Below are 21,516 nucleotides of genomic sequence, written 5' to 3'. Positions count from 1 at the left end.
GGCCGCCCGGCGGCGAACCGCCCATTCGTGTGTGCATGATGGTGTCTCCTCTTTATTAGTTGGGCGTCCGCCGCGCCAGAAAGCGCTGCGGACCCGTCCACTCTAACGATGGGGAGAACGCGAAATTTGCCTAATGAGGACAGTCTTGTTGTCTGGGAAGGACGCGCGCGGCCAGGGCCTCGGCTCGGGTATGACTCGGCGTTTCGCCGTAACGGCGTTTATAGCTGCGACAGAAATGGGCGATATGGTTGAAGCCCCAGCGGAAAGCCAGCTCGCTCACCGATAAATGGCGCAAGGCCGGATCGGCCAGGTCCACGCGGCAGCGTTCCAGCCGGCGGCCCCACAGGTGGCGCGTCACCGACTCGCCCTCCTGCTCGAAGATGCGGGCCAGCTGACGCGCGGACACGCCCACCGCGCGGCTGATGCGCTCGCAATCCAGATCGTCCTCGGCCAGATGCCGCTCGATATAAGCCTTGGCCCGCCACAGGCTGCACAAGGTGGAACGGGAGGCCGGCAGGCCCAGGCGCGCGCTCCACAAGGAATGCAGCCATTCCAGCAACTGGCTGGCCAGATGCCGCCGCGCGGCCTCGCCGCCGCTGAGCAGGCGATGGGCGGCCAAGGCGTCCATGCCGGCGGCGCGCTCGATGCGCACCAGGCCGCGCTCGTTCCACACCCCCACCTGCTCCTGGAACAAGGACCGCGGAATGTCCAGCACCGCCATCGCCATATCGGCCGGAAAGCCGTGGCCGTAAGGGCGGGCGGTATCGTACAGCACCACATCGCCCGGGCCGTGGCGGGCGCACTCCACGCCCTGATGGCTGAAGCCCTGCCCCTGCAGCATCAAACAGGCGAAGATGGAGTCCCGGCCGTCCCGGCTCAGGCTATGCCCGCTGCGCGTCACCGCGTGCTGGTTGGCCCGTATCGTGGCCATGCGCAGCAGGCCGAAATCCTGCCAGTCCAGCGAAGCCTCCAGCCGCTCTTCCGGACGGCGGTCGCACTCCACCCGGACCAAGAGGCGGTCCACCTCGCTCAGCCAGAAATCCAGCTTGTCGCCGTCCGCCGCCTGGCGTGTGGAAAGATGAATGTCCCCGGCGTAACGCGTGTCCATGGCGGGCCTCCTCCTGACGGCCGCCCGGCTGGGCGGCGATGGCTGAAACGGCATCGGCAAATCATGGCACAATATTTAATACATTAAAAATCAAACCCGCGGCCGCCTTCCGCGCCGGACCAGGGGCTGTCTCGCCGCCGCCACAAGCGCGGCGGCTAGCCCTCGGCCAGGCTGGAGCCCCGCACCACCAAACGGCCGGTCAGCACCACCTTGCGCGTGGGCCGCTGCGGCTGTTCCAGCCGTTCCAGCAGCATCGCCATCGCCGCGCGGCCGATCTCGTCCACCGGCTGCTCGATCACCGTCAGCCCCGGACCGGCCAGCTCGGTCCAGCTGTCGTTGTCGAAACCGGCCAGCGCCAGCTGGCGCGGCAAGGCCAGGCCCAGCGCGCGCACCGCGCGCATCGCCCCCAGCAGCAGCAGGCCGTTGCTGATCACCAGCGCCCGCGGCGCCTCCGCCTCCGTCAGCCAGGCGGACACCGCCTGCTGCGCCGCCTCGGCCGTGGGCGCGACGAAGCGCGCCGGCGCGGCCAGCCCGGCCGCCGCCAGCGCCGCGGCGAAGCCGGCGTGCCGCTCCGCGCCGGTGCTGCTGGTATTGCCGAACAGCCCGCCGATGCGGTCATGGCCCTGCTCGCGCAGATGGCCGACCAACAGGCCGGCGGCGGCGGCGTTGTCCAAGACCACCGCGTCGGCCGCGCCGCCGGGCGCGGCCCGGTCGATCAAGACCACCGGAAACCCCAGCGCCTCCGCGTCCAGCGTCTCCGCCGTAGCGCGGGTGGCGGCGAAGATCACTCCGGTGACGCGCTCCTCCTGCATCAGCCTGAGGTACATCGCCTCCTTGTCCGGGTTCTCGTCGGTATTGCACAGAATCACCCGCATGCCGGCCTGGTAGGCCACATCCTCCACCGCGCGGCTGACCGCGGTGAAGAAGGGGTTGCGGATGTCGGACACGATCAGGCCTATGGTGTCGCTGTGCCGCGAGCGCAAGCGCCGCGCGGACAAATTGGGCCGATAACCGGTGGCGGCGATGGCCGCCTCCACCTTGGCCTTCAGCGCCGCGCTCACCGGGCCCTTGGCCAGGGCCCGCGATACGGTGGCCACCGACACGCCGGCCGCCAGCGCCACATCCTTGATGCTGACCGTCATATGAAATCGTTTTCTCTTACCAAGATAGAAACTGGATTTACGCAAGCATACCCTTAAAGCGTAATTTTACAACACTGCCGCTTGAGACGGCGCAAAGATGTAGCGGCGAAACTACGACTGTATTGACAGAAAAAATGTAATCGTTTTCAATCCACTCAGCGCGTGAACGGCGCCGCCCCTCCGCAATGACAGCTGGCGGGCGCGGGCCGATCCGCTATACCGAGCCTGTCCCAAGCCGCGCCGCTTGCGCGTCGGGCCGTGAACGGGTTCCCGGAACCGCGCAGCCAATTGAACCGACAGAAGAGACCGCCATGCACGACACCGGATCGCCCTCCTCCCTGATCCAGCCCGAACTGATCCGGCTGGGCTGTCAGCCCGCCGACAAAGAGGCGGCCATCCGCCTGGCCGGACAATTGCTGGCCGACGCCGGCTGCATAGACCCGGCCTACATCGACAGCCTGCTGCGGCGCGAAGCGGTGGCCAACACCTTCCTGGGCAACGGCCTGGCCATTCCGCACGGCATGGTGGAAGACCGTCAGCTGATCCGCCGCACCGGCATCGCCATCGTGCAGATCCCGGACGGCCTGGAATGGAACCCCGGCCAGCGCACCCGGCTGCTGTTCGCCATCGCCGCCCAATCCGACGAACACATCACCCTGCTGCGCCGGCTGACCCGGCTGCTGCAGGACGAGGCCAGGCTCGAGCAATTGTTCACCGCCGCAGAGCCGGCCCGGGTGCTGGCCCTGCTGGAAGAAGACGCGCCGCCCGCCGCCGTCGACGCCGCGGCGGATCTGGCCGAGCGCGCGCAATGGATAGTCGACTACCCCAACGGCCTGCACGCGCGCCCGGCCGCGCAATGGGTGGAAGCCGCGCGCCGCCACGCCGCCCAGCTGCAAGTGCGCCACGGCCAGGACGCCGCCGACGCCAAGAACCTGATCAGCCTGCTGCAACTGGGCCTGCGCCACGGCGACACCGTCACCGTGTCCGCCCAGGGGCCGGACGCCGCCGCCGCTTTGTCCGGCCTGCTGGCCGCGATGCGCGACGCCTCGGCCCAGGAACAGACCGACGCCGCGCTCGCCGCGCAAAAAGCGCAGCTGCTGGCCGCGCAACAGGGCTGGACCCCGCCCGGCCACCCGCTGTCCATCGCCGGCATCGCCGCCAGCCCCGGCCTCGCCATCGGCGTGGTGCGCGTGCTGCACGCCGGCCAGCTCAAAGTGCCGGACCGCCCGGTGGCGCTGGGCGAAGGCGGCGACCGCCTGCACGCGGCGCTGAGCGCCACCCGCGCCGAACTGAACGAACTGGCCGCGGCCACCGCCAGCCGGCTGGGCAAGGCCGAGGCCGGCATTTTCCACGCCCAGGCGGAACTGCTGTCCGACACCGATCTGATCACCCTGGCCTGCCAGCTGATGGTGGGCGGCCACGGCGTGGAATGGGCCTGGCACCAGGCGGTGGAACGCATGGCGGAACGGCTGGCCGCGCTGGGCAACCCGCTGCTGGCGGCGCGCGCCGCCGACCTGCGCGACGTGGGCCGCCGCGTGCTGCGCCAGTTGGACCCGGCGCTGAACAGCGCCACGCTGGCCGACATCGACGGCGACGACTGCATCCTGCTGGCCGCCGACCTCACCCCGTCCGACACCGCCACCCTGGACACCCGCCGCATCCGCGCGCTGGCCACCGCCCAGGGCGGCCCCACCTCGCACACCGCCATCCTGGCGCGCACCCTGGGCCTGCCGGCGCTGGTGGCCGGCGGCCCGGCGCTGCTGGACATCGCCGACGGCACCCCGGCCATTCTGGACGGCCTGGGCGGCCGGCTCTATCTGAACCCCGGCGAGCAAGACCTGGCCTCCGCCCGCGACTGGCTGCAGGCCCAGCAACGCACCCAGCAGCAGCAGGCGGAGCAGCGGCAGCGCCCGGCGGTGACGCCGGACGGCCACCGCGTGGAAATCGCCGCCAACATCAACCGTCCGGACCAGGTGGCCGCCGCGCTGGACGCCGGCGCCGAGGGCGTGGGCCTGATGCGCACCGAATTCCTGTTCCTGGAACGCGAGCAGGCGCCGAGCGAGGACGAACAGTTCCACACCTACAGCGCCATGCTGGACGCGCTGGACGGCCGGCCGCTGATCGTGCGCGCGCTGGACATAGGCGGCGACAAACAGGTGGATTACCTAAAGCTGCCGGCCGAAGAAAACCCCTTCCTCGGCATGCGCGGCTCGCGTCTGTTGCTGCGCCGCCGCGATCTGCTGGAACCCCAGCTGCGCGCGCTCTACCGCGCCGCCCGCGGCGGCCAGCCGCTGTCCATCATGTTCCCGATGATCACCTCGCTGAAGGAAATCACCCGGCTCAAGGGATGGTGCGAAGGCATACGCCGCGAGCTGGACGCCCCGGCGGTGCCGCTGGGCATCATGGTGGAAGTGCCGGCCGCGGCCATGCTGGCCGATCAACTGGCCGAATACGTGGACTTCTTCTCCATCGGCACCAACGACCTCACCCAATACACACTGGCGATGGACCGGCAGCACCCGGAACTGGCGGCCGAAGCCGACAGCCTGCACCCCGCGGTGCTGCGGCTGATCCAGCACACCGTGGCCGGCGCCTCCCGCCATCAGCGCTGGGTGGGCGTGTGCGGCGGCATCGCCGGCGATCCCTTCGGCGCCGCGCTGCTGACCGGCCTGGGCGTGGCCGAGCTGTCGATGAGCCCGCGCGACGTGGCCGCGGTCAAGGCCAAGCTGTGCGCCAACGGCCACGACCGGCTGCGCGAGCTGGCGCAGCAAGCGCTGGCCTGCGACAGCGCCGACGAAGTGCGCATGCTGGCGCGGGAGCTGACATGAGCGCGCGCGTCCACACCCTCACCCTCAATCCGGCGCTGGACCAGACCATCGCCCTGACCCGGCTGACGCCCGGCGCGGTCAACCTGGCGCAAAGCGCCAGCAGCAACGCCGGCGGCAAGGGCGTCAACGTGGCCAGCTGCCTGGCGGACTGGGGCGCGCCGGTAAGCGTCTGCGGCCTGCTGGGCCGCAACAACAGCGAAGCCTTCGAACAGTTGTTCCTGGACAAGCGCATCGCCGACCACATGCTGCGCCTGCCCGGCGACACCCGGGTCAACATCAAGCTGGCCGACCTCTCCAGCGGCGACACCACCGACATCAATCTGCCCGGCATCGCCGCCGGCGAAGCGCAGCTGGAACAAGTGGGCGCCGAACTGGCCGCCCGGCTGCGCCCCGGCGACATCGTGGCCTTGTGCGGCAGCCTGCCGCCCGGCCTGCCCGCCAACAGCTATCTGCGGCTGTGCCGGCTGCTGCGGCCGCTGGGCGCGCGGCTGCTGCTGGACAGCAGCGGCGAGGCGCTGAGCCAGGCGCTGGACGGCGACGCGCCGCCGCATTGCGTCAAGCCCAACCGCCACGAACTGGAGCACTGGGCCGGCCGCGCCCTGCCCGACACCGCCGCGGTGCTGGACGGCGCGCGCGGGCTGCTGCAACGCGGCGTGGAACAGGTGGTGGTGTCGCTGGGCGCGGACGGCGCGCTGTTCGCCGGCCGCGACCACGCGCTGCTGGCCGCCTTGCCCGCGCAACAACCGCTCAGCACCGTGGGCGCCGGCGACGCGCTGGTGGCCGGCCTCGCCGCCGCGCGGCTGGACGGACTGGACCGCGAGGCCGAAGCCCGGCTGGCGGTGGCCTTCGCCGCCGCCAAGCTGGCGCGCGTCGGCCCGCACCTGCCGCCGCCGGAACAAGTGCGCGCGCTGGCGGCGCAAGTCCGGCTGCGAAACCTGGGCTAAGCGCCCGTTAGCGACGCGGCATCAGGGGGCTTCGCCTGCGGCTCCAAACTAAAAACACAAGGGAAACAACGCCATGAACCTACTTGCCATCATCGCCTCCGGCGAACGCAGCACCCAGGGCCGGCTGGCCGCGGAAGCGCTGCGCCAGGCCGCCCAAGGGCTCGGGCATTCTCTCAGCCTGGAACTGGACGGCGCGCCGCCGCTGGACGCGGCCGAAATCGCCGCCGCCCAGGCCGCGCTCCTGATCGGCCCCGCCGCCGATCCGCGCCTGGACGGCCTGCCCGCGCTCCGCCTGAGCCTGGACCAGGCCCTGGCCGATCCTGCCGACGCCGTCCGCCGGGCCGCGGCCCTGAGCGCCCCGCAAACCGAAGCGCTGCGCATCGTCGCCGTCACCTCCTGCCCCACCGGCATCGCCCACACCTTCATGGCGGCGGAGGGCCTGAGCCAGGCCGCCCAGGCGCTGGGCCACGCCATCCGCGTGGAAACCCAGGGCTCGGTGGGCGCGCAGAGCGCGCTCAGCGCCGGCGAGATCGCCGAAGCCGATCTGGTACTGATCGCCGCCGACACCCAGGTGGAGCTGAGCCGCTTCCACGGCAAGCGCCTGTTCCAGAGCGGCACCAAGGCCGCCATCAACGACGGCCGGGCGCTGCTGCGCCGCGCCATCGCCGAGGCCGCGCCCCACCGGCCGGACGCCGCCGGCGCCGCGCCGGAAAAACCGGCCAGCGAACGCAGCGGCCCGTACAAGCACCTGATGACCGGCGTTTCCTTCATGCTGCCCTTCGTCACCGCCGGCGGCATCATGATCGCGCTGGCTTTCGCGCTGGGCGGCATCTACGCCTTCGACGACGCCAACAAGGGCACCCTGGCCTGGGCGCTATTCCAGATCGGCGCCAAATCCGCCTTCGCGCTGATGGTGCCCATCCTCGCCGGCTATATCGCCTACTCCATCGCCAACCGTCCCGGCATCGCGCCCGGCATGGTGGGCGGCATGCTGGCCGCCAGCCTGGGCTCCGGCTTTCTCGGCGGCATCATCGCCGGCTTCATCGCCGGCTACGGCACCGACTGGCTGAACCGCAAGATCCAGCTGGGCCGCAATCTGGACGGCCTCAAGCCCGTGCTCATCCTGCCGGTGCTGGGCTCGCTGCTGGTGGGCCTCTTGATGATCTACGTGATCGGCGGCCCGGTGGCCGCCCTGCTGGGCATGCTGACCGAGGCGCTGAAGAGCTTGCAAGGCAGCAGCGCGCTGGTCCTGGGCGCCATCATCGGCGCGATGATGGCCTTCGACATGGGCGGCCCGGTCAACAAGGCCGCCTACGCCTTCTCCACCGGCCTGATCGCCAGCCAGGTCTATACGCCGATGGCCGCGGCCATGGCCGCCGGCATGACGCCGCCGCTGGGCATCGCGCTGGCCACCAAGCTGTTCGCCGACCGCTTCAGCGCCGACGAGCGCGAGGCCGGCAAGGCCGCCGGCGTGTTGGGCCTGGCCTTCATCAGCGAAGGCGCCATTCCCTTCGCCGCGCGCGATCCGCTGCGGGTGATCCCCGCGCTGATGCTGGGTTCCGCCGTGGCCGGCGCCATCTCCATGCTGGCCGGCGTGGAGCTGAAAGTGCCGCACGGCGGCGTCTTCGTACTGCCCATCCCCAACGCCGTCAGCCACCTGGGCCTCTATCTGCTGGCCTTGCTGGCCGGCACCGCCGTCACCGCGATCGCGCTGCGCGCGCTGAAAAAGCCCGCCCAGCCCGCCGCGGCCTGAGCCCGCCGGCGCCCAAGCAAGCGAAAGCCCCTCCCGGCCATGGCCGGGAGGGGCTTTTTTATGCGGGTTTCAGCGCCGTGGCGCCGACGCGCGGCGAACCGTGAAAATCCTCAGCGCCTGTTCCACGTCTCGCGAGCATGCGCGAGACAAGGCCTTGCGGCTAAAGAAGCGGCATGGCCATACGGCACATGAGCATTCTGAAGTCATACTCGCCGGGCGACTTTTCACGAAGCGCAGCAGAGTTTGAACAGGTTCTCAGAGGCGCAAACCCACCCCCAACTGCGGACGCGCCAGCCCGGCCAAGACCATCTGCACCGAGGCCGAGGCGCGCTCAAACGCCTGATCGATGCGCCGCTCGTCCTCCGGCCCCGCCATCTGCAAATCCGCCTTCAACATCTTGCCGATGCCGGACAAGGTCTCCGTCACCTCCGCGCCGCGTGCGTTGAAACGCTCCAGCAGCTTATGCAAGGGGTAATGTTTCTTGGCCACCGCCGAATCCTTGCCGGCCAGATAGTTGCGGCCCACCGTCTCCGCCAGCGAGCAGCCTTCGCGGTTGAACAGGTAATCGATGTCGTTGAAGCGCTCCGCCTCGAACGACTCGCCGAACTTGGCGCGGCCAAAGTCGATCGCCTTCAGGAACACCGCGCCGTCCTCCTTGCGTTCGTGCACCAGCAGATTCTGCATGTGCAGATCGCGGTGGGACAGCTGATGGCAGTAGAAGGTCCTGGTCATGTCCACCAATTGCGCCGCCACGCTGCGGGCCTGATCCAGCGACAGCAGAGGCAGACCGACATCCAGTTCGCGGCTGACGATGACCGCCGGGTCGTACTGCTCGACCCGGGCGTAGGCGAACTTGTCGCTGACGCCCGGCGGCGCGGCGATCTGCTGCTGGGTGGAGAGATAAGCCCGCAGCGCCGGACGCGGCTCGGCGTACGCCTCCAGCTGGCCTTCGCGGACGAAATCCGCCCGGCCCACCCCGTCCCGCGCCTGCAAGACCCCGGTATCGGCGTGAAAGCGCTTGTGCACCCCGCCGGAAGCAAAATCGCCGTCCAGCAGATACATCAGCCCCGGCGAGACGTCTATCCGGTAATCCGCCAGCGACGCCGCCTGCGCCTGAGCCTGCTCGGCGCCCAGCGGCGCGCCCAGACGCGCCAGCACCACTTCACGCCCCTCCTGCGACAGCCGCTCCGTTTTCAGCGGCTGGCCGTTGATGCAGTAACTGATCTTGCCGCCGCCCTGTTCCGGCGCCACCGCGACCGTGAACAAGTTCCGGTTGCTGGGCGTGGCCAGTTGCGCCACGCGATTGAAAATATCGAAGGAGCGCGCCGGCGACGGGCTGTCCACCAGCTTGAACAGGGTGTTCAGCGCATCCTGCTTTTTCTCGGCGCGGAACACATCCTTGAACTTGTCCCACAAGCTCATATGCGTGGCCGTCTGCCGATCGCCGCTCATCATGCGGGCCACCCGCTCGTTGCTCAGGGAAAACGCCGGACCGCCGGCGCTGAAACTAATGGAAGAAGACATCGCGGCTTACCCCGTCAATGATAGTGCGAACCGACCGCGCCCCGCCCAGGGGGCGCCCCTGACGGCCATTCTCGGCAAGGCCGCCGCGGGACGCTTGCAAAAACCGCCCGGCTTGCCGCCCCGCCCCGCTCCGGCTATACCAACGGAAGGCGGCGACGACGGGGGCAACCATGAGGCGTGTGTTGAGCATGCTGTTGTTTTGCGGGGCGGCCTGGGCGGCCCAGCCGGAGACCTGGCGCATCGCCGGCGACATCCAGTTCGCGCCCTATAGCTACCAGAACGACGCCGGCGCCAAACCCCAGGGCCTGGACGTGGACATTGTCCAGGCGGTGATGGCGGAAGCCAGAATCCCCTATCAGTTGCACCTCTACCCCTGGGAACGCGTCAAGCAGATGCTGGGCAACGGCGATGTGGACATGGCTTTTCAGTTCGCCGGCACCGCCGAGCGGCGCGGCCAGTACGAACTGGCCGGCCCGATACGCACCGGCCGCACCGTGTTCATGGTCTTGAAGCAGCACGGCCTGCAAAACTGGAGCACCCTGGCCGACCTGGCCCCGCTGACCATAGGCCAGGTTCACGGCTACGCCTATGAATCCGCCTTCGACAGGGCCCAGCTCAAGCGCGACGCCAGCGCCACCAATCCCGAACAGCTGCTGCTGATGCTGCTGGCCGGCCGCATCGACCTGATCGTCGGCGACCGCGGCCAGCTGCTCTACTACGCCCGCCAGCTGCGCGCCTTGCCCAATGTGCGCATCCTGCCCAAACCGCTGGTGGAAATGCCGCGCTTCGTCGCCTTCGCCAAGGGCGACAGCCGCGCCGTCCAATTCAACGCCGCGCTGGCCCGGCTGCAGCAAAGCGGAAAACTGCAAACGATTTACAACCACTGGCAGCAATGAGCGCCCGCCCTTGGACGCAAAAAAGCCCGGCCGCCTTCTGAGGAAGGCGCGCCGGGCCGGTCCCCGCCCGCGGCTACAAGCAGCCGGCGGTGCCGCCGCCCACGTTCAGCCTGGCCGCCGCGTTGCCGCGCAGCGACATCACGTTCTCCTTCAAGGACTGCAGCCGACGTCCGTTGAATTCATGCGCCAACTCGCGCGCCGCGCTGTTTTCCGCCTCCTCCGCCGCCTTGGGCAGATAAGAGATCTTGATGTCGGACACGTAGTCGGTCTGATTGGCCAACTGTTGGCGGATCACATTGTCGCAAGACGCGCACGGCGCTTGCGAGATATAGCCGACCATGCGTCCGCCGCGCGGCACCGCGCCGTCCAGGATGTCCTTCTCAAAGGTTTTCAAGGCCTTCAGCTCCGCGTCCGTCGCCTGCTTGTCTATGATGGCGGACAGCTTGCCATTGGGCACGTTCACATTGGTGGCGGCCTTTTCCACGCTGCTCTGACGCAGATAGCCGGGATAGGCCTTATGACCCGGGGAATTGGCCTCGTACAGCAAATCCGCGGTGTCCTGGCCGGACATCGCGTTGTACACGCGGGTGCCGCCCGGATAGTTGTACTCGAAACGGGCCACCGTGGCTCCGCGCCACTTGGTCTCCAGCTTCTTCAGCTTGGACGAGGACGGCGGATTGGCCTTGGCCGCGCCGCTGACGCCGTTGACGTGAAACTCCATCGCGTTGACCAGTTCGCCGGGCACCAGGCTGTTCTTGTCGGTCACCTTGCTGATGTCCACCGTCGCGCCCGCCAGCGCCGCGGCGGACAAGGCCAGCATCAGAACGGCCGCCGCCGCCCTGCGCGCTTGCTTGAATGTACGCATAGTCATCTTCAATCCTGTTCGCATTGCTTGATCGCCAAGCTCAAATCCGGCAGAAGCGGCTGAGATAGCCGGACTCTGTGGCCGCCACTTCCTCTTCGGTCAAGGCCGCTTCGGCCCCCAATTCGGACGCCTCCAAAGTGGAGAAGAACTCCATCGCCGCCATGCCCTCCATCAGCAGCGCGATCGGCAGCAAGAGCTTGGCCAGCCGTTGGAAACCGCTGCTTTCCTGTTCGGACGGCGGATGCGGCTTCATTTGCTGCTGATAGAGCTTGCGATACCAGTCGCTCAGCTTCTGGTCGGTCATATTGGCGTAGCACAGCTTGCCGCTGCTCTCCGGGTAGAGGTTCTTGCCGTCCTTGGCGCAGGGGAAGTCGAACAGATAGCCCTTGCGGTCCTGATAGGCCGCGGCCAGGCGCGCCACGCGGAACTGCGCGGCCGGCTGGAACTGGCCGCTCTTGAAGCCGGACGAATTGAAATGGGTGCGCCGCACCTCGTTGTGCAGCAGGTTCATCAGATAGTGCTTGTCGTATTCGGACAGGCTGTTCACGCCGGTGGTGGCGCTGCTCAGATAGCGGTCCAGCACCTCCTTGCGGATGCCGTTCTGCAACTGCTTGGCCGCCGGCACTTTCTGCGTCGCGTCGCGCAGCAACTGCGCCGCCACCGCGAACTTGGCGGCGATGGTGCTGTAACCGTAGCCGAACACGTCCAGGCTCTTGTAGAAGATGTCGCCGTCCACCCCGGCCTTGAAGGCATTGGCCAACACCAGCTTGTCCTCATCCTGGCGATAGCCGGCGCGGCGGCGGTTCAGATCCACGTCCGCGCCCGGCAAGGCCTTGTTCAGACCCGCCTCGCTGGCGAACAATTTGACCGAATCGTCCATGCTCAGATTGACGCGGTGATAGCGGTTGAAATCGCTGAGCGCGTTATTCCACTCAATGGAATTGATGATGGGCGGCTGGAGATTGAGATCGGAGTAGGCCGAGCCCGGCGTTTTCAGGAAATCCTTGGCGATCTTGTCGCCGCCGAGATCGCCCTGGCTGCGGTTCTTGGTCTTGTAATACAGCACCGACTTCAACAGGGTGTCGGGCACAAAGGTTTCGGCCATCGCCGGCGGCGTCAGCAGCAGGCCGGCGGCTGCCAGGCCGCTTAGCCAGCGCGAACGCCGAGTAAAGCTTTGGGTCATCACGGACTCCAATGGAGGTTAGAAACAGGAGGGAGGCATGGGTCGCTTTCAGGTCTGTTCAAAATCCGCCGCGGCGAGCGCCGCTTTGGTACAGGCTCATGGACGATGAGGCGCGGATCGGGCTGCCACCCGTTCACGCCAATAAATAAGCGTAATATAAAATTCTAATAGACTAGAGCCTAAACTCAGGGTTCCGCCTGAAATTGCAAAAATCGCTCATCGCGCATAAAAGCAGCCCATCCGCCATGCCGCGTGCAATAAAAAAGCCGCCTGACGGCGGCGGTTCTCCCTCCCGGCTTCAAGCCTCGGGCGGCGCCGCGGCCCACTCCGCCGCCGACAACAGATACAGGCAATGCCGCCGCAGCGGATGCCCGGGCGCCAGGGCCGGATGATCGAAATCCCGTCCGGCGTTGCGCATGCCCAGCCGCTGCATCAGCCGCTGCGACGGCAGATTGGGCAAGGCGGTGAAAGACACGATTTCGTCCAGGCCCAAGGTCTCGAAACCGAAGGCCAGCGCCCGACGCGCGGCCTCGGAGGCGTAGCCCCGGCCCCAGGATACGCGCCGCAGCCGCCAGCCCGCCTCCACGCAGGGCATGCACGGCAATTCCGCGCGCGGCACCGCCAGGCCGACGAAACCGAGGAAGTCCCCGGACGCTTTCTCCTCCAGCGCCCATAGCCCCCAGCCGCGCGTCGCGATCAAGCCGCGCTGGCGTTCCATGCCTTCCGCGCTGTCCTCGGCGCTCAGCAGCGCCGGAAAATAACGCATCACCTCCGGATCCCGCCCCATGGCGACGAAGGGCGCCAGATCTTCGTCCCGCCATTGGCGCAGCCATAAACGCTCCGTCTCCATCTCCATCGCTTCCCCTTCCCGTTCACCGCGGATTCATCCCGAATCCGTCATTATCACGGAACCGTAACCGCCGGCTGAGTAAAATCTGCAAGGCAAGCCGTCCGCGTCCCTTTAGCATGCGGCGATCAACCTTCTCACGCGTCTGCCCATCATGCTCATTCAAGCTTCCCGCGCCGCCGCGCCCCAAACCATGGCAGCGGACGAACCCGCCCGCTCCCACGCCGCCGCCAGTCCGATATCGGCGCGGCTCAGCCAGACGGCCAACCGCGCGGACGCCCCCGCCCCGACGCGGACCGCGCCGCGCGCCAATCCGCTGGACGGCCTCTGCGCGCCGCAGCCGCTGGAGCGGCTCAACCCCGAGCCGGCCCGGCAAAGACTCAAGGACAGCGCCCTGCTCGCCAACTTCCCCTATAGCCGGGATCTGGACAGCCTGCGCGCCACCCAATGGAGCCCGGACGCGGAACTGGCGCGGCTGCTGGCCAAGGGCAGCAAACTAGAGTTTCAGCCCCAGCAGGCGCGCCTGATGGACCCGGAAAGCGGCCTGGTGGCCTATGTGTTCCGCAACAAGGCCGAGGGGGACATCCGCCTGGTCTTCGGCGGCACCACCAGCGGCCGCGGCGTGGGCGGCCTCGCCCAGCGCAATCTGAAAAACCTGGCCAGCGTGGCGCGGCAGTGGCGCGCCAACATCGGCAACGCCGCCTTTGGCGGCCGCCCCGCCTGCTACGCCCAGGCCGCCCAGCTCACCCGCAAGCTGCAAAGCCTGGCCGCCGGCCTGCCGCTGATGCGCAGCGGCGAGCCCGGCTACACCGTCAGCACCGGCGGCCACTCGCTGGGCGGCGGCATGGCCGCCTACGCGGCGATGCAGCTGTCCACCCCGCAGCGCCCAGTTCGGCCGCGGCCTGCAAAACGAACTGCTGGCGCGGCACGGCAACGATCTGGATCAGGCGCGCGCGGCCGCGGCCCATATCCGTCATTACTGCGTCCAGGGCGATCTGGTGCCGGCGCTGGACGGGCTGTTGCCGGTGCGCCACGTCGGCCAGCTCTATCTGCTGCCGGCCAACCGCCAGGCCGACGACAGCCGCCTGGGCCGCCATGACAAATTCCTGGATCATGTGCAAGACTTCGTCGCCAGCGCCTGGCAGGGACAATCCCGGTTTTACGCCTAGAAGACCCGGCCGCCGCCCGGTCCCGGGCCGGGCGGCTCAATCAGCGGCCCAGGCGCCGATGCCGCCTTGACCCCCTCATCTCCGCTAGGCACAATCGCAAACGCGCCGCCCCAACCGGCAGCGCCCAGATTGGAGTCTGGCCCCGCCGCCTCGGCCCAAGCGCCGCAACCGCTTGGTCCGTGCCCTTGCACCCTTCAGCCATACCTAAAACGGGCAGGCCGTGGTGGGAGGGTGCTCGCACCCGCCGGACCGTGGCGCCGGAACTCCAATCCTGCCATGCGCCTGCCATGAGCCTGCGGCTGCCCGTCGCCCCATCGGCAGCCTGAATCAACAGGAGTGCGCGCATGTCCGTCAAATACCCGATTCGCCGCCATTACCGCCCCAATCTCAAACCCGTTTCCTATCAGGAACTGCCCTTCGCCGCGCGCTTGCCGGACCATCCTCAAGTCCATTGCTGGCAAGTGCCGCCGGCCGACGATTATCGCCAGGCCTATTTGCTGGGACGCGAATACGCCGGCCATTTCATCCAGTACCTGCAGGACAATCCCGACGTCCCGAAACGCGCCTTGCTGGCGCGCATCGCCGCCGACGTCGATTTCTCGGTGCAAGGCCCCGAGCAAGGCTATTGGGCCGGCTTCTTCGCCTTGGTCGAACAGGTGCTGATCTTCCCCATCGACATCTTCGGCTACATCGACCGCATCAAGCTTCGGGAGGACGCCTTGCGCCAGCAGACGGCAAAACGCTTGGCCGATACTGAATAAGTGCAGCTATTGCGCCGCCGACGACTGAGCCGCTTTTGGCACAGCCGCCGGCGGCGCTGGCTGAATCCGGCCACGCGCTCCCGACGCAAGCCATGAAAATCAACGGCTTAACGGTTAAATAAGCTGGCACGCGCTTTGCCTAATAAGAACCACCTCACGGCCTCGCCCCGCGTCGCCGCGTCGTTTAAATGCAAACGTCGTATAAATAGAAGGTTGCCGCGCTCCGCCCGGCCCCATACCCGCAAAGGAGAAACACCATGCAACGCATCCGCACCTGGCTCTGTCTCGCCGCCCTGGGCGGCGGCCTTTCGCTGCCCGCCCTCGCCGCCGACGTGGTCCGCCTGGGCAATCTCAAATTCGCCCACTACGGCGCCATCAGCTATATGAAGGAGATTGCGCCCAAATACGATCTGAAGATCGAAGAGCGCATGTTCGCCAAAGGCATAGACATCATGCCGGCCATCGTCGCCGGCGAAGTGGATATCGCCGCCAGCGCGGCGGACGCGGCGGTGGCCGGCCGCGCCGGCGGCGCGCCCATCTTCGCGGTGGCCGGCTTCGCCAAGGGCGGCGCGCGCATCGTGGCCGCCAAGGACAGCGGCATCAAGAGCGTCAAAGATTTGAAGGGCAAGAAAGTGGGCGTGGCGCGCGGCGGCGCGCAGGAGCTGCTGCTGGCGGCGGAGCTGGCCAAATACAAGCTCAGCTGGTCCGACAAACCGGGCAAGGACGTGCAGGTGATCTACATGCCCTTCGCCGATCTGAACCAGGCCTTGATGGGCAAGCAGATAGACGCGATGAGCCAGTCCGAGCCGCAGTCGTCCCAGGCCATCAATAAAGGCTTCGGCGTGGAAGTGCTGAAACCCTACGACACCCCGCTGGGCGAGCCCATCCGCACCCTGGTGATGACGGAGAAAATGTACAAGGAACGCCGCGGCGTGGCGGAACGCTTGATCAAATGCTTTGTGGAGGCCACCAACACCTTCATCAAGAACCCCAAGCTGGCGGAAAAATACGTGCGCGAGAATATGTTCAAGAACCAGATCAGCGCCGACGATTTCCAGGACGCGATCTCCAACTCCCCGTACAGCTACGATCTGAGCGTGGCCCATATCCAGACCACCACCGACATGATGCAGCAGTACGGCATCGGCAAGATGGCCAAGCCGCCCAAGGCGGCGGACTGGGTGAAGCTGGACTTGCTGAGCAAGGCCAAGCAGGACCTCAAGGTTAATTGACGGCGGCGGGAGCGAATCATGCAGCAGACTGTGTTTTCCCGGCTGGGCCAGGCCTGGTCCAGCCTGGCGGTGCCCATCGCCATCGTGCTGATCTGGCAGGCCAGTTCCAGCCTGGGCTGGATCAATCCGCAAATCCTGCCCTCGCCGCTGGCGGTATTGCAAAAGTGGCTGGCTTACTGGCAGCCGCTGGAAGCCTACGATCCAGCCTCCGGCGGCTATCTCGCCTGGCTGCTGTCCGGCGAGCTGGTCCACGACGTGGCGGCCAGCCTGTGGCGGGTGGTGCTGGGCTTTGCGCTGGGCGGCGGCCTGGGCTTGCTGCTGGGGCTGTTCATGGGCGTCAGCGACCCGGTGTACCGGGCCTTCAACCCCTTGATCCAGTTCCTGCGGCCGATCCCGCCCATCGCCTGGACCCCGCTGTCCATCCTGTGGTTCGGCCTGGGCAATCCGCCGGCGGTGTTCCTCATCACCATAGGCGCTTTCTTCCCCATCCTGATGAACACCATTTCCGGCGTGCGCAATGTGGACGGCATCTATATCCGCGCCGCGCGCAACCTGGGCGCCAGCCGCGCCACCCTGTTCCGCCGGGTGATCCTGCCGGCGGCCACGCCCTTCATCTTCACCGGCGCGCGGGTGGGCATGGGCACCGCCTTCATCGTGGTGATCGTGGCGGAGATGATCGCGGTGAACAGCGGCGTCGGCTACCGCATCATGGAGGCGCGCGAGTATTTCTGGACCGACAAGGTCATCGCCGGCATGGTCACCATCGGCATTCTCGGCCTGTTGATCGACATGCTGATGCAGGGGCTGAACAACCGCCTGCTGAAATGGCATCGCGGCATCGACCAGTAAAAACCCGCTCAATGTCCGCTGCGCGTTGTGGGGCCTCGCAAGGTGAGCGCCGCTTAGAAATGCCCATGTACCCCCCGTACATTCCGCTTTCTCGGCAGTTGTCGCCTTGTCTCGCCCTAGCGCGCGGAACATTGAACAGGCTCTGATCACAATGCGCCGCCGGGCCCGCTTCGACGCGGGCGCGGCGCAAAGAACGAATTCGCGCAACAGCGGCCCCCACTGCTGCGCGACATGGAAGGATGAGGCATGAGCGCCCAGATCGAAGTGCAACAGGTGCAAAAAGTATTCAAGACGCCGGGCGGCGACGTAATCGCCCTGCGCGACATCCAGCTGGACATCCAGCCCGGCGAGTTCGTCTGCCTGCTGGGCCCGTCCGGCTGCGGCAAATCCACGCTGCTCAACGCCATCGCCGGCTTCGCGCCGCCCAGCGGCGGCGAGATTCTGGTGGCCGGACAGCGCGTCGCCGCGCCCGGGCCGGACCGCGGCATGGTGTTTCAGGAGTACGCGCTGTTTCCGTGGATGACGGTGGAACAGAACATAGGCTTCGGCCTGGAAATCCAGAAACGCTCCCCGGCCGAGATCCGCGCCGCGGTGGAGCCGCTGCTGGACAAGCTGCACCTGCGCGACTTCCGCCACCGCTTCCCCAAGGACCTGTCCGGCGGCATGCGCCAGCGGGTGGCGATTGCGCGGGTGCTGGCGCTGGATTCGCCGGTGATGCTGATGGACGAGCCCTTCGGCGCGCTGGACGCGCTGACCCGGCGCTCCTTGCAGGACGAGCTGCTGCGCATCTGGCAGGAGAGCGGCAAGACCATCATCTTCGTCACCCACAGCATCGAGGAATCCATCTACCTGGCGGACCGGGTGGTGGTGATGACCTACCGCCCCGGCACCATCAAGCGCGACGTTCGGGTGGAGCTGCCGCGCCCGCGCGACCCCAGCGCGCCGGGCTTCAACGATCTGAAACGGGAGCTGACCCGGCTGGTGATGGAGGAACATTCACGCCACGAAGCCGCGGAACTGCAAGCTGCGGTAGACTGAGGCATCGCCGATTTCCGATCCGCCGCCATGCTCGCACGCGCGTTGCGTTTCCTGCTGAAAAGCCTGCCCTCCCTCTTCTTGCTGGCCTTGGCGCTGGGCGGCGGCTGGGTGTTGGCCAGCCGCATGCTGCTGACCGAAGCGGAGCGCGAGGGCCGGCATCGGGCGGAGATGCACGCCGCCAACCTCGGCGCCACGCTGGAGCAATACCGCTACCTGCCCTATGTGCTGGCGCTGAACCAGGACATCCTCAACCTGCTGGCGGACCCGCGCAATCCGCGGCGGGTGGAGGCGTTGAACCGCTATCTGGAACAGGTGAACCGGCAGTCGCGCACCTCGGCGCTCTTCATCGTCAACGTGGACGGCATCGCGCTGGCGTCCAGCAACTGGATGTCGCCGTACAGCTTCGTCGGCAACAGCTACGCCTTCCGTCCCTATTTTCAGCAGGCGCTGGCCGGCCGGTCCGGCAGCTTTTACGGCATAGGCAGCACCAGCCGCGAGCCGGGCTATTTCCTGTCCTGGCCGGTCTTGTCCGGCCGCCGCGTCGTGGGCGTGGCGGTGGTCAAGGTCAGCCTGGCGCCGCTGGAGGAAGCCTGGCGCAAGGGCGCGGAGCCGGTCTTGGTCAGCGACCGCCACGGCGTGGCCTTTCTCAGCGCCAACCCGGACTGGAAGTTCGCCACCTGGCAGCCGCTGCCGCCGGCGGTGCGCCGCCAGATCGACGCCACCCGCCAATACCTGGGCGCCAAACTGCATCCCTTCGCGCTGCTGCAACCGCACGCGGGTTGGCGCGAACAGGCCTGGCTGGCGCCGGACAGCGAGCGCAAGCTGCTGGCCGGCCGCTATCTGCAAATCCGCCAGACCCTGCCGCAAACCGGCTGGACGCTGACCTTGCTGGTGGACATGCACGGCCGCAACCTCACCTTGCTGGCCATCATGAGCACGCTGCTGGCCAGCGGCCTGGGCCTGCTGACGCTGTGGCACTACCGGCGGCTGCGGCTGAGCCGGCTGCGGGAGCAACTGGCGGCGCAACAGGCTTTGCAGCAGGCCCACGACCAGCTGGAGCGCAAAGTGGCGGAACGCACCCGCGATCTGGCGCTGAGCAACACCCAGCTGTCGGCGGAAATCCGCGAGCGCATCCAGACGGAAAACAGCCTGCGCATCACCCGCGGCCAATTGGCCGAGGCCAGCAAGCTGGCGGCGCTGGGCCAGATGGCGGCCGGGGTCGCCCATGAAATCAACCAGCCGCTGGCGGCGCTGCGCGCCTTCGCCGACAACGCGGTGACCCTGTTGCAGCGCGGCCGCCCGGACGACGCCAGCGACAATCTGGGCCAGATTTCCCAGTTGGTGGAGCGCATCGCCCACATCACCCGGGACCTGAAAACCTTCGCCCGCCGCCACCGCGGCCCGCTGGGCCAGACCAATCCGCTCGCCGCGCTGCGCGACACGCTGACCTTGCTGCAGCCGGCGCTGCGCGAGGCCCGGGTGGAGTTGGAGCTGGACCTGCCGCCGCGCTGTCCCGACATCGCTTGCGACGCCATCGGCCTGGAGCAGGTGTTCACCAATCTGCTGGGCAACGCCATAGACGCGATGCGGCCGCAAGGGCGAGGCCGGCTGGAGATCAGCCTGCTGCACAAGGCGGGCATGCTGGAATTCCGCCTGCGCGACCACGGCCCCGGCATCGCCGACGCCGATCTGCCGCATCTGTTCGAGCCCTTTTACAGCACCAAGCCGCGCGGCCAGGGCCTGGGCCTGGGGCTGGCCATCGTGCAGGAAATCGTCGAACAGTCCGGCGGCCGCATCGAAGCCTGCAACCACCCGGACGGCGGCGCCCGCTTCATCATCAACTGGCCTTGCGAGTCCGCCTCATGAAACCCTCCCCCAACGTCCGCGCGGGCGTGATCTACGTTGAAGACGACCCGGCCGTGCGCATGGCCACGCTGCAATCGCTGGAATTGGCCGGCCTGCCGGTGCAGGCCTACGCCGACGCCGAAAGCGCGCTGACCGCGCTGAGGCGCGACGAGCGCGCCGTCCTGCTCAGCGATGTGCGCCTGCCCGGCCTCAGCGGCCTGGAGCTGATGGAACAGGCGCTGAACCAGGACCGGGAGCTGCCGGTGATCCTGGTCACCGGCCACGGCGACATCGCGATGGCGGTGGCGGCCACCCGCGCCGGCGCCTACGACTTCATCGAAAAGCCCTATGCGCCGGGCCGGCTGATCGAAACGGTGCAACGCGCGCTGGACAAGCGCCGGCTGACGCTGGAAAACCGCGAACTGCGCGCCAGCCTGGCGCGCAGCAACGGACCGGTGCTGATCGGCCATAGCCCGGCCATGCAGGCGCTGCGCGAGACGCTGGCCAATGTCGCCGACACCGACGCCGACGTGCTGATCCACGGCGAAACCGGCACCGGCAAGGAAATGGTGGCGCAGGCGCTGCACGCCTGGAGCCGTCGCCGCGAGCGTCATTTCGTGCCGCTGAACTGCGCCGGCCTGCCGGAATCCATTTTCGAGAGCGAAATTTTCGGCCACGAGGCCGGCGCCTTCACCGGCGCGCTCAAGCGCCGCATCGGCAAGATAGAGTACGCCAGCGGCGGCACCCTCTTCCTCGACGAAATCGAAGGCATGCCGCTGGCCTTGCAGGCCAAGCTCCTGCGGGTGTTGCAACAGCGGGTGGTGGAAAGACTGGGCTCCAACAGCCTGATCCCGGTGGACTGCCGGGTGGTGGCCGCCACCAAGGACGATCTGGCCCTGGCCAGCCGGGAGCGGCGCTTCCGCGAAGACTTGTATTACCGGCTCAATGTGGTGTCGCTGCGGCTGCCGCCGCTGCGCGAACGGCGCGAGGACATCCCGGACTTGTTCCAATGGTTCGTGGAGCAAGCGGCGGCGCGCTTCGACCGCCCGGCGCCGGACACGCCGCCGGCGCTATTGGGCCGCCTGCAGGCGCAGACCTGGCCGGGCAATGTGCGCGAGCTGCGCAACGCGGCGGAGCGCTATGTGCTGGGCGTGGCGCCGGACGACGGCGAAGCCGCGGCCTACGCGCCCAGCGCGCTGGACGCGAGGGTGGACGCCTACGAGAAGCAATTGATCGAGCAGGCGCTGCTGCGCACCCAGGGCCAGGTGATGCAGGCGGCGGAGCTGCTGGGCATTCCGCGCAAGACGCTGTACAACAAGTTCGCCAAGCACGGCATAGACCCGGACGGCTACCGCGCCTGAAGGACCGGCTTACGGTCTCGCGAGCACCAGCGCGGCCGCCTCAGAAGCTGTTTACGATCTCGCGAGCTAGGGCGAGACAAGGCGAAAACGAGCGAAAAAGCGGAATGTACTCGTGGTCCATGAGCATTTTGAGCGGGTACTCACCGTGCAGGGCTTCACGACGCGCAGCAG

The 21,516-nt window shown here is 67.7% G+C and carries 17 protein-coding genes; 11 read left to right on the top strand and 6 right to left on the bottom strand.

Features of this window, described 5'->3' with window-relative positions; genetic code table 11:
• Positions 1-130: 130 nt before the first annotated feature.
• Positions 131-1,108, bottom strand: coding sequence for a helix-turn-helix domain-containing protein (locus tag JC616_RS08415; RefSeq protein ID WP_107798689.1), 978 nt, complete (start codon positions 1,106-1,108; stop codon positions 131-133).
• A 155-nt stretch (positions 1,109-1,263) separates the two neighbouring features.
• A complete protein-coding gene (locus JC616_RS08410) occupies positions 1,264-2,250 on the bottom strand; it encodes a LacI family DNA-binding transcriptional regulator (protein WP_227107723.1) in 987 nt (328 codons plus the stop codon).
• 311 nt (positions 2,251-2,561) lie between these two features.
• Here JC616_RS08410 and ptsP point away from each other — a divergent pair, with 311 nt between their 5' ends.
• The 3 genes from ptsP to JC616_RS08395 all read left to right on the top strand — a co-directional run bounded on the left by ptsP (position 2,562) and on the right by JC616_RS08395 (position 7,775).
• On the top strand, positions 2,562-5,078 hold the full coding sequence (gene ptsP / locus JC616_RS08405; protein ID WP_227107721.1) for a phosphoenolpyruvate--protein phosphotransferase: 2,517 nt from the start codon (positions 2,562-2,564) through the stop codon (positions 5,076-5,078).
• Entirely contained in the window at positions 5,075-6,022 is a 948-nt protein-coding gene (gene pfkB, locus JC616_RS08400) for a 1-phosphofructokinase (RefSeq protein ID WP_227107720.1), read from the top strand. The genes ptsP and pfkB overlap by 4 nt, the downstream gene beginning before the upstream one ends.
• A 73-nt stretch (positions 6,023-6,095) precedes the next feature.
• Positions 6,096-7,775, top strand: coding sequence for a PTS fructose transporter subunit IIC (locus JC616_RS08395; RefSeq protein ID WP_227107718.1), 1,680 nt, complete (start codon positions 6,096-6,098; stop codon positions 7,773-7,775).
• A gap of 255 nt (positions 7,776-8,030) precedes the next feature.
• Here the strand turns inward: JC616_RS08395 and JC616_RS08390 are convergent, their stop codons facing one another.
• A complete protein-coding gene (locus tag JC616_RS08390; protein WP_227107716.1) occupies positions 8,031-9,299 on the bottom strand; it encodes a hypothetical protein in 1,269 nt (422 codons plus the stop codon).
• Positions 9,300-9,469: 170 nt separating this feature from the next.
• Between JC616_RS08390 and JC616_RS08385 the strand changes: the two genes are divergently transcribed.
• On the top strand, positions 9,470-10,195 hold the full coding sequence (locus tag JC616_RS08385) for a substrate-binding periplasmic protein (protein ID WP_227107714.1): 726 nt from the start codon (positions 9,470-9,472) through the stop codon (positions 10,193-10,195).
• 73 nt (positions 10,196-10,268) lie between these two features.
• Here JC616_RS08385 and JC616_RS08380 read toward each other — a convergent pair whose 3' ends face one another.
• The 3 genes from JC616_RS08380 to JC616_RS08370 all read right to left on the bottom strand — a co-directional run bounded on the left by JC616_RS08380 (position 10,269) and on the right by JC616_RS08370 (position 13,099).
• Positions 10,269-11,066, bottom strand: a complete 798-nt coding sequence (locus tag JC616_RS08380; protein WP_227107712.1) for a hypothetical protein — start codon at positions 11,064-11,066, stop codon at positions 10,269-10,271.
• A 34-nt stretch (positions 11,067-11,100) separates the two neighbouring features.
• Positions 11,101-12,243, bottom strand: coding sequence for a hypothetical protein (locus JC616_RS08375; RefSeq protein ID WP_227107711.1), 1,143 nt, complete (start codon positions 12,241-12,243; stop codon positions 11,101-11,103).
• A gap of 298 nt (positions 12,244-12,541) precedes the next feature.
• The gene (locus tag JC616_RS08370; protein ID WP_227107710.1) at positions 12,542-13,099 is read right to left on the bottom strand and encodes a GNAT family N-acetyltransferase; all 558 of its coding nucleotides are present in this window, start codon (positions 13,097-13,099) and stop codon (positions 12,542-12,544) included.
• A gap of 145 nt (positions 13,100-13,244) precedes the next feature.
• Here JC616_RS08370 and JC616_RS08365 point away from each other — a divergent pair, with 145 nt between their 5' ends.
• The 7 genes from JC616_RS08365 to JC616_RS08335 all read left to right on the top strand — a co-directional run bounded on the left by JC616_RS08365 (position 13,245) and on the right by JC616_RS08335 (position 21,345).
• Positions 13,245-14,189, top strand: a complete 945-nt coding sequence (locus JC616_RS08365; RefSeq protein ID WP_227107709.1) for an alpha/beta hydrolase family protein — start codon at positions 13,245-13,247, stop codon at positions 14,187-14,189.
• 414 nt (positions 14,190-14,603) lie between these two features.
• A complete protein-coding gene (locus JC616_RS08360; RefSeq protein ID WP_107798678.1) occupies positions 14,604-15,020 on the top strand; it encodes a hypothetical protein in 417 nt (138 codons plus the stop codon).
• 257 nt (positions 15,021-15,277) lie between these two features.
• On the top strand, positions 15,278-16,252 hold the full coding sequence (locus tag JC616_RS08355; RefSeq protein ID WP_107798677.1) for an ABC transporter substrate-binding protein: 975 nt from the start codon (positions 15,278-15,280) through the stop codon (positions 16,250-16,252).
• Between the two features lie 18 nt (positions 16,253-16,270).
• On the top strand, positions 16,271-17,101 hold the full coding sequence (locus JC616_RS08350) for an ABC transporter permease (protein ID WP_227107708.1): 831 nt from the start codon (positions 16,271-16,273) through the stop codon (positions 17,099-17,101).
• A gap of 246 nt (positions 17,102-17,347) precedes the next feature.
• On the top strand, positions 17,348-18,139 hold the full coding sequence (locus tag JC616_RS08345; RefSeq protein ID WP_081545119.1) for an ABC transporter ATP-binding protein: 792 nt from the start codon (positions 17,348-17,350) through the stop codon (positions 18,137-18,139).
• 27 nt (positions 18,140-18,166) lie between these two features.
• Positions 18,167-20,005, top strand: coding sequence for an ATP-binding protein (locus JC616_RS08340; protein ID WP_227107707.1), 1,839 nt, complete (start codon positions 18,167-18,169; stop codon positions 20,003-20,005).
• Positions 20,002-21,345 (top strand): sigma-54-dependent transcriptional regulator, encoded by a 1,344-nt coding sequence (locus JC616_RS08335; RefSeq protein WP_227107706.1) that lies wholly within the window; start codon positions 20,002-20,004, stop codon positions 21,343-21,345. The genes JC616_RS08340 and JC616_RS08335 overlap by 4 nt, the downstream gene beginning before the upstream one ends.
• Positions 21,346-21,516: the final 171 nt, after the last annotated feature.

Source organism: Chromobacterium rhizoryzae, from assembly GCF_020544465.1.
Classification (GTDB): Bacteria; Pseudomonadota; Gammaproteobacteria; order Burkholderiales; family Chromobacteriaceae; genus Chromobacterium.
Note: the sequence above shows the minus strand (reverse complement) of the source record. Positions and strands in the feature narration are given on the sequence as shown.

What these genes read in the sequence shown, in the direction of transcription:
- JC616_RS08365 (WP_227107709.1), top strand. Translation starts at nt 13,245, where the DNA reads ATGCTCATTCAAGCTTCCCGCGCCGCCGCGCCCCAAACCATGGCAGCG.
- JC616_RS08410 (WP_227107723.1), bottom strand. Translation starts at nt 2,250, where the DNA reads ATGACGGTCAGCATCAAGGATGTGGCGCTGGCGGCCGGCGTGTCGGTG.
- JC616_RS08370 (WP_227107710.1), bottom strand. Translation starts at nt 13,099, where the DNA reads ATGGAGATGGAGACGGAGCGTTTATGGCTGCGCCAATGGCGGGACGAA.
- JC616_RS08395 (WP_227107718.1), top strand. Translation starts at nt 6,096, where the DNA reads ATGAACCTACTTGCCATCATCGCCTCCGGCGAACGCAGCACCCAGGGC.
- JC616_RS08360 (WP_107798678.1), top strand. Translation starts at nt 14,604, where the DNA reads ATGTCCGTCAAATACCCGATTCGCCGCCATTACCGCCCCAATCTCAAA.
- pfkB (WP_227107720.1), top strand. Translation starts at nt 5,075, where the DNA reads ATGAGCGCGCGCGTCCACACCCTCACCCTCAATCCGGCGCTGGACCAG.
- JC616_RS08345 (WP_081545119.1), top strand. Translation starts at nt 17,348, where the DNA reads ATGAGCGCCCAGATCGAAGTGCAACAGGTGCAAAAAGTATTCAAGACG.
- JC616_RS08350 (WP_227107708.1), top strand. Translation starts at nt 16,271, where the DNA reads ATGCAGCAGACTGTGTTTTCCCGGCTGGGCCAGGCCTGGTCCAGCCTG.
- JC616_RS08380 (WP_227107712.1), bottom strand. Translation starts at nt 11,066, where the DNA reads ATGACTATGCGTACATTCAAGCAAGCGCGCAGGGCGGCGGCGGCCGTT.
- ptsP (WP_227107721.1), top strand. Translation starts at nt 2,562, where the DNA reads ATGCACGACACCGGATCGCCCTCCTCCCTGATCCAGCCCGAACTGATC.
- JC616_RS08355 (WP_107798677.1), top strand. Translation starts at nt 15,278, where the DNA reads ATGCAACGCATCCGCACCTGGCTCTGTCTCGCCGCCCTGGGCGGCGGC.
- JC616_RS08340 (WP_227107707.1), top strand. Translation starts at nt 18,167, where the DNA reads ATGCTCGCACGCGCGTTGCGTTTCCTGCTGAAAAGCCTGCCCTCCCTC.
- JC616_RS08385 (WP_227107714.1), top strand. Translation starts at nt 9,470, where the DNA reads ATGAGGCGTGTGTTGAGCATGCTGTTGTTTTGCGGGGCGGCCTGGGCG.
- JC616_RS08375 (WP_227107711.1), bottom strand. Translation starts at nt 12,243, where the DNA reads ATGACCCAAAGCTTTACTCGGCGTTCGCGCTGGCTAAGCGGCCTGGCA.
- JC616_RS08415 (WP_107798689.1), bottom strand. Translation starts at nt 1,108, where the DNA reads ATGGACACGCGTTACGCCGGGGACATTCATCTTTCCACACGCCAGGCG.
- JC616_RS08335 (WP_227107706.1), top strand. Translation starts at nt 20,002, where the DNA reads ATGAAACCCTCCCCCAACGTCCGCGCGGGCGTGATCTACGTTGAAGAC.
- JC616_RS08390 (WP_227107716.1), bottom strand. Translation starts at nt 9,299, where the DNA reads ATGTCTTCTTCCATTAGTTTCAGCGCCGGCGGTCCGGCGTTTTCCCTG.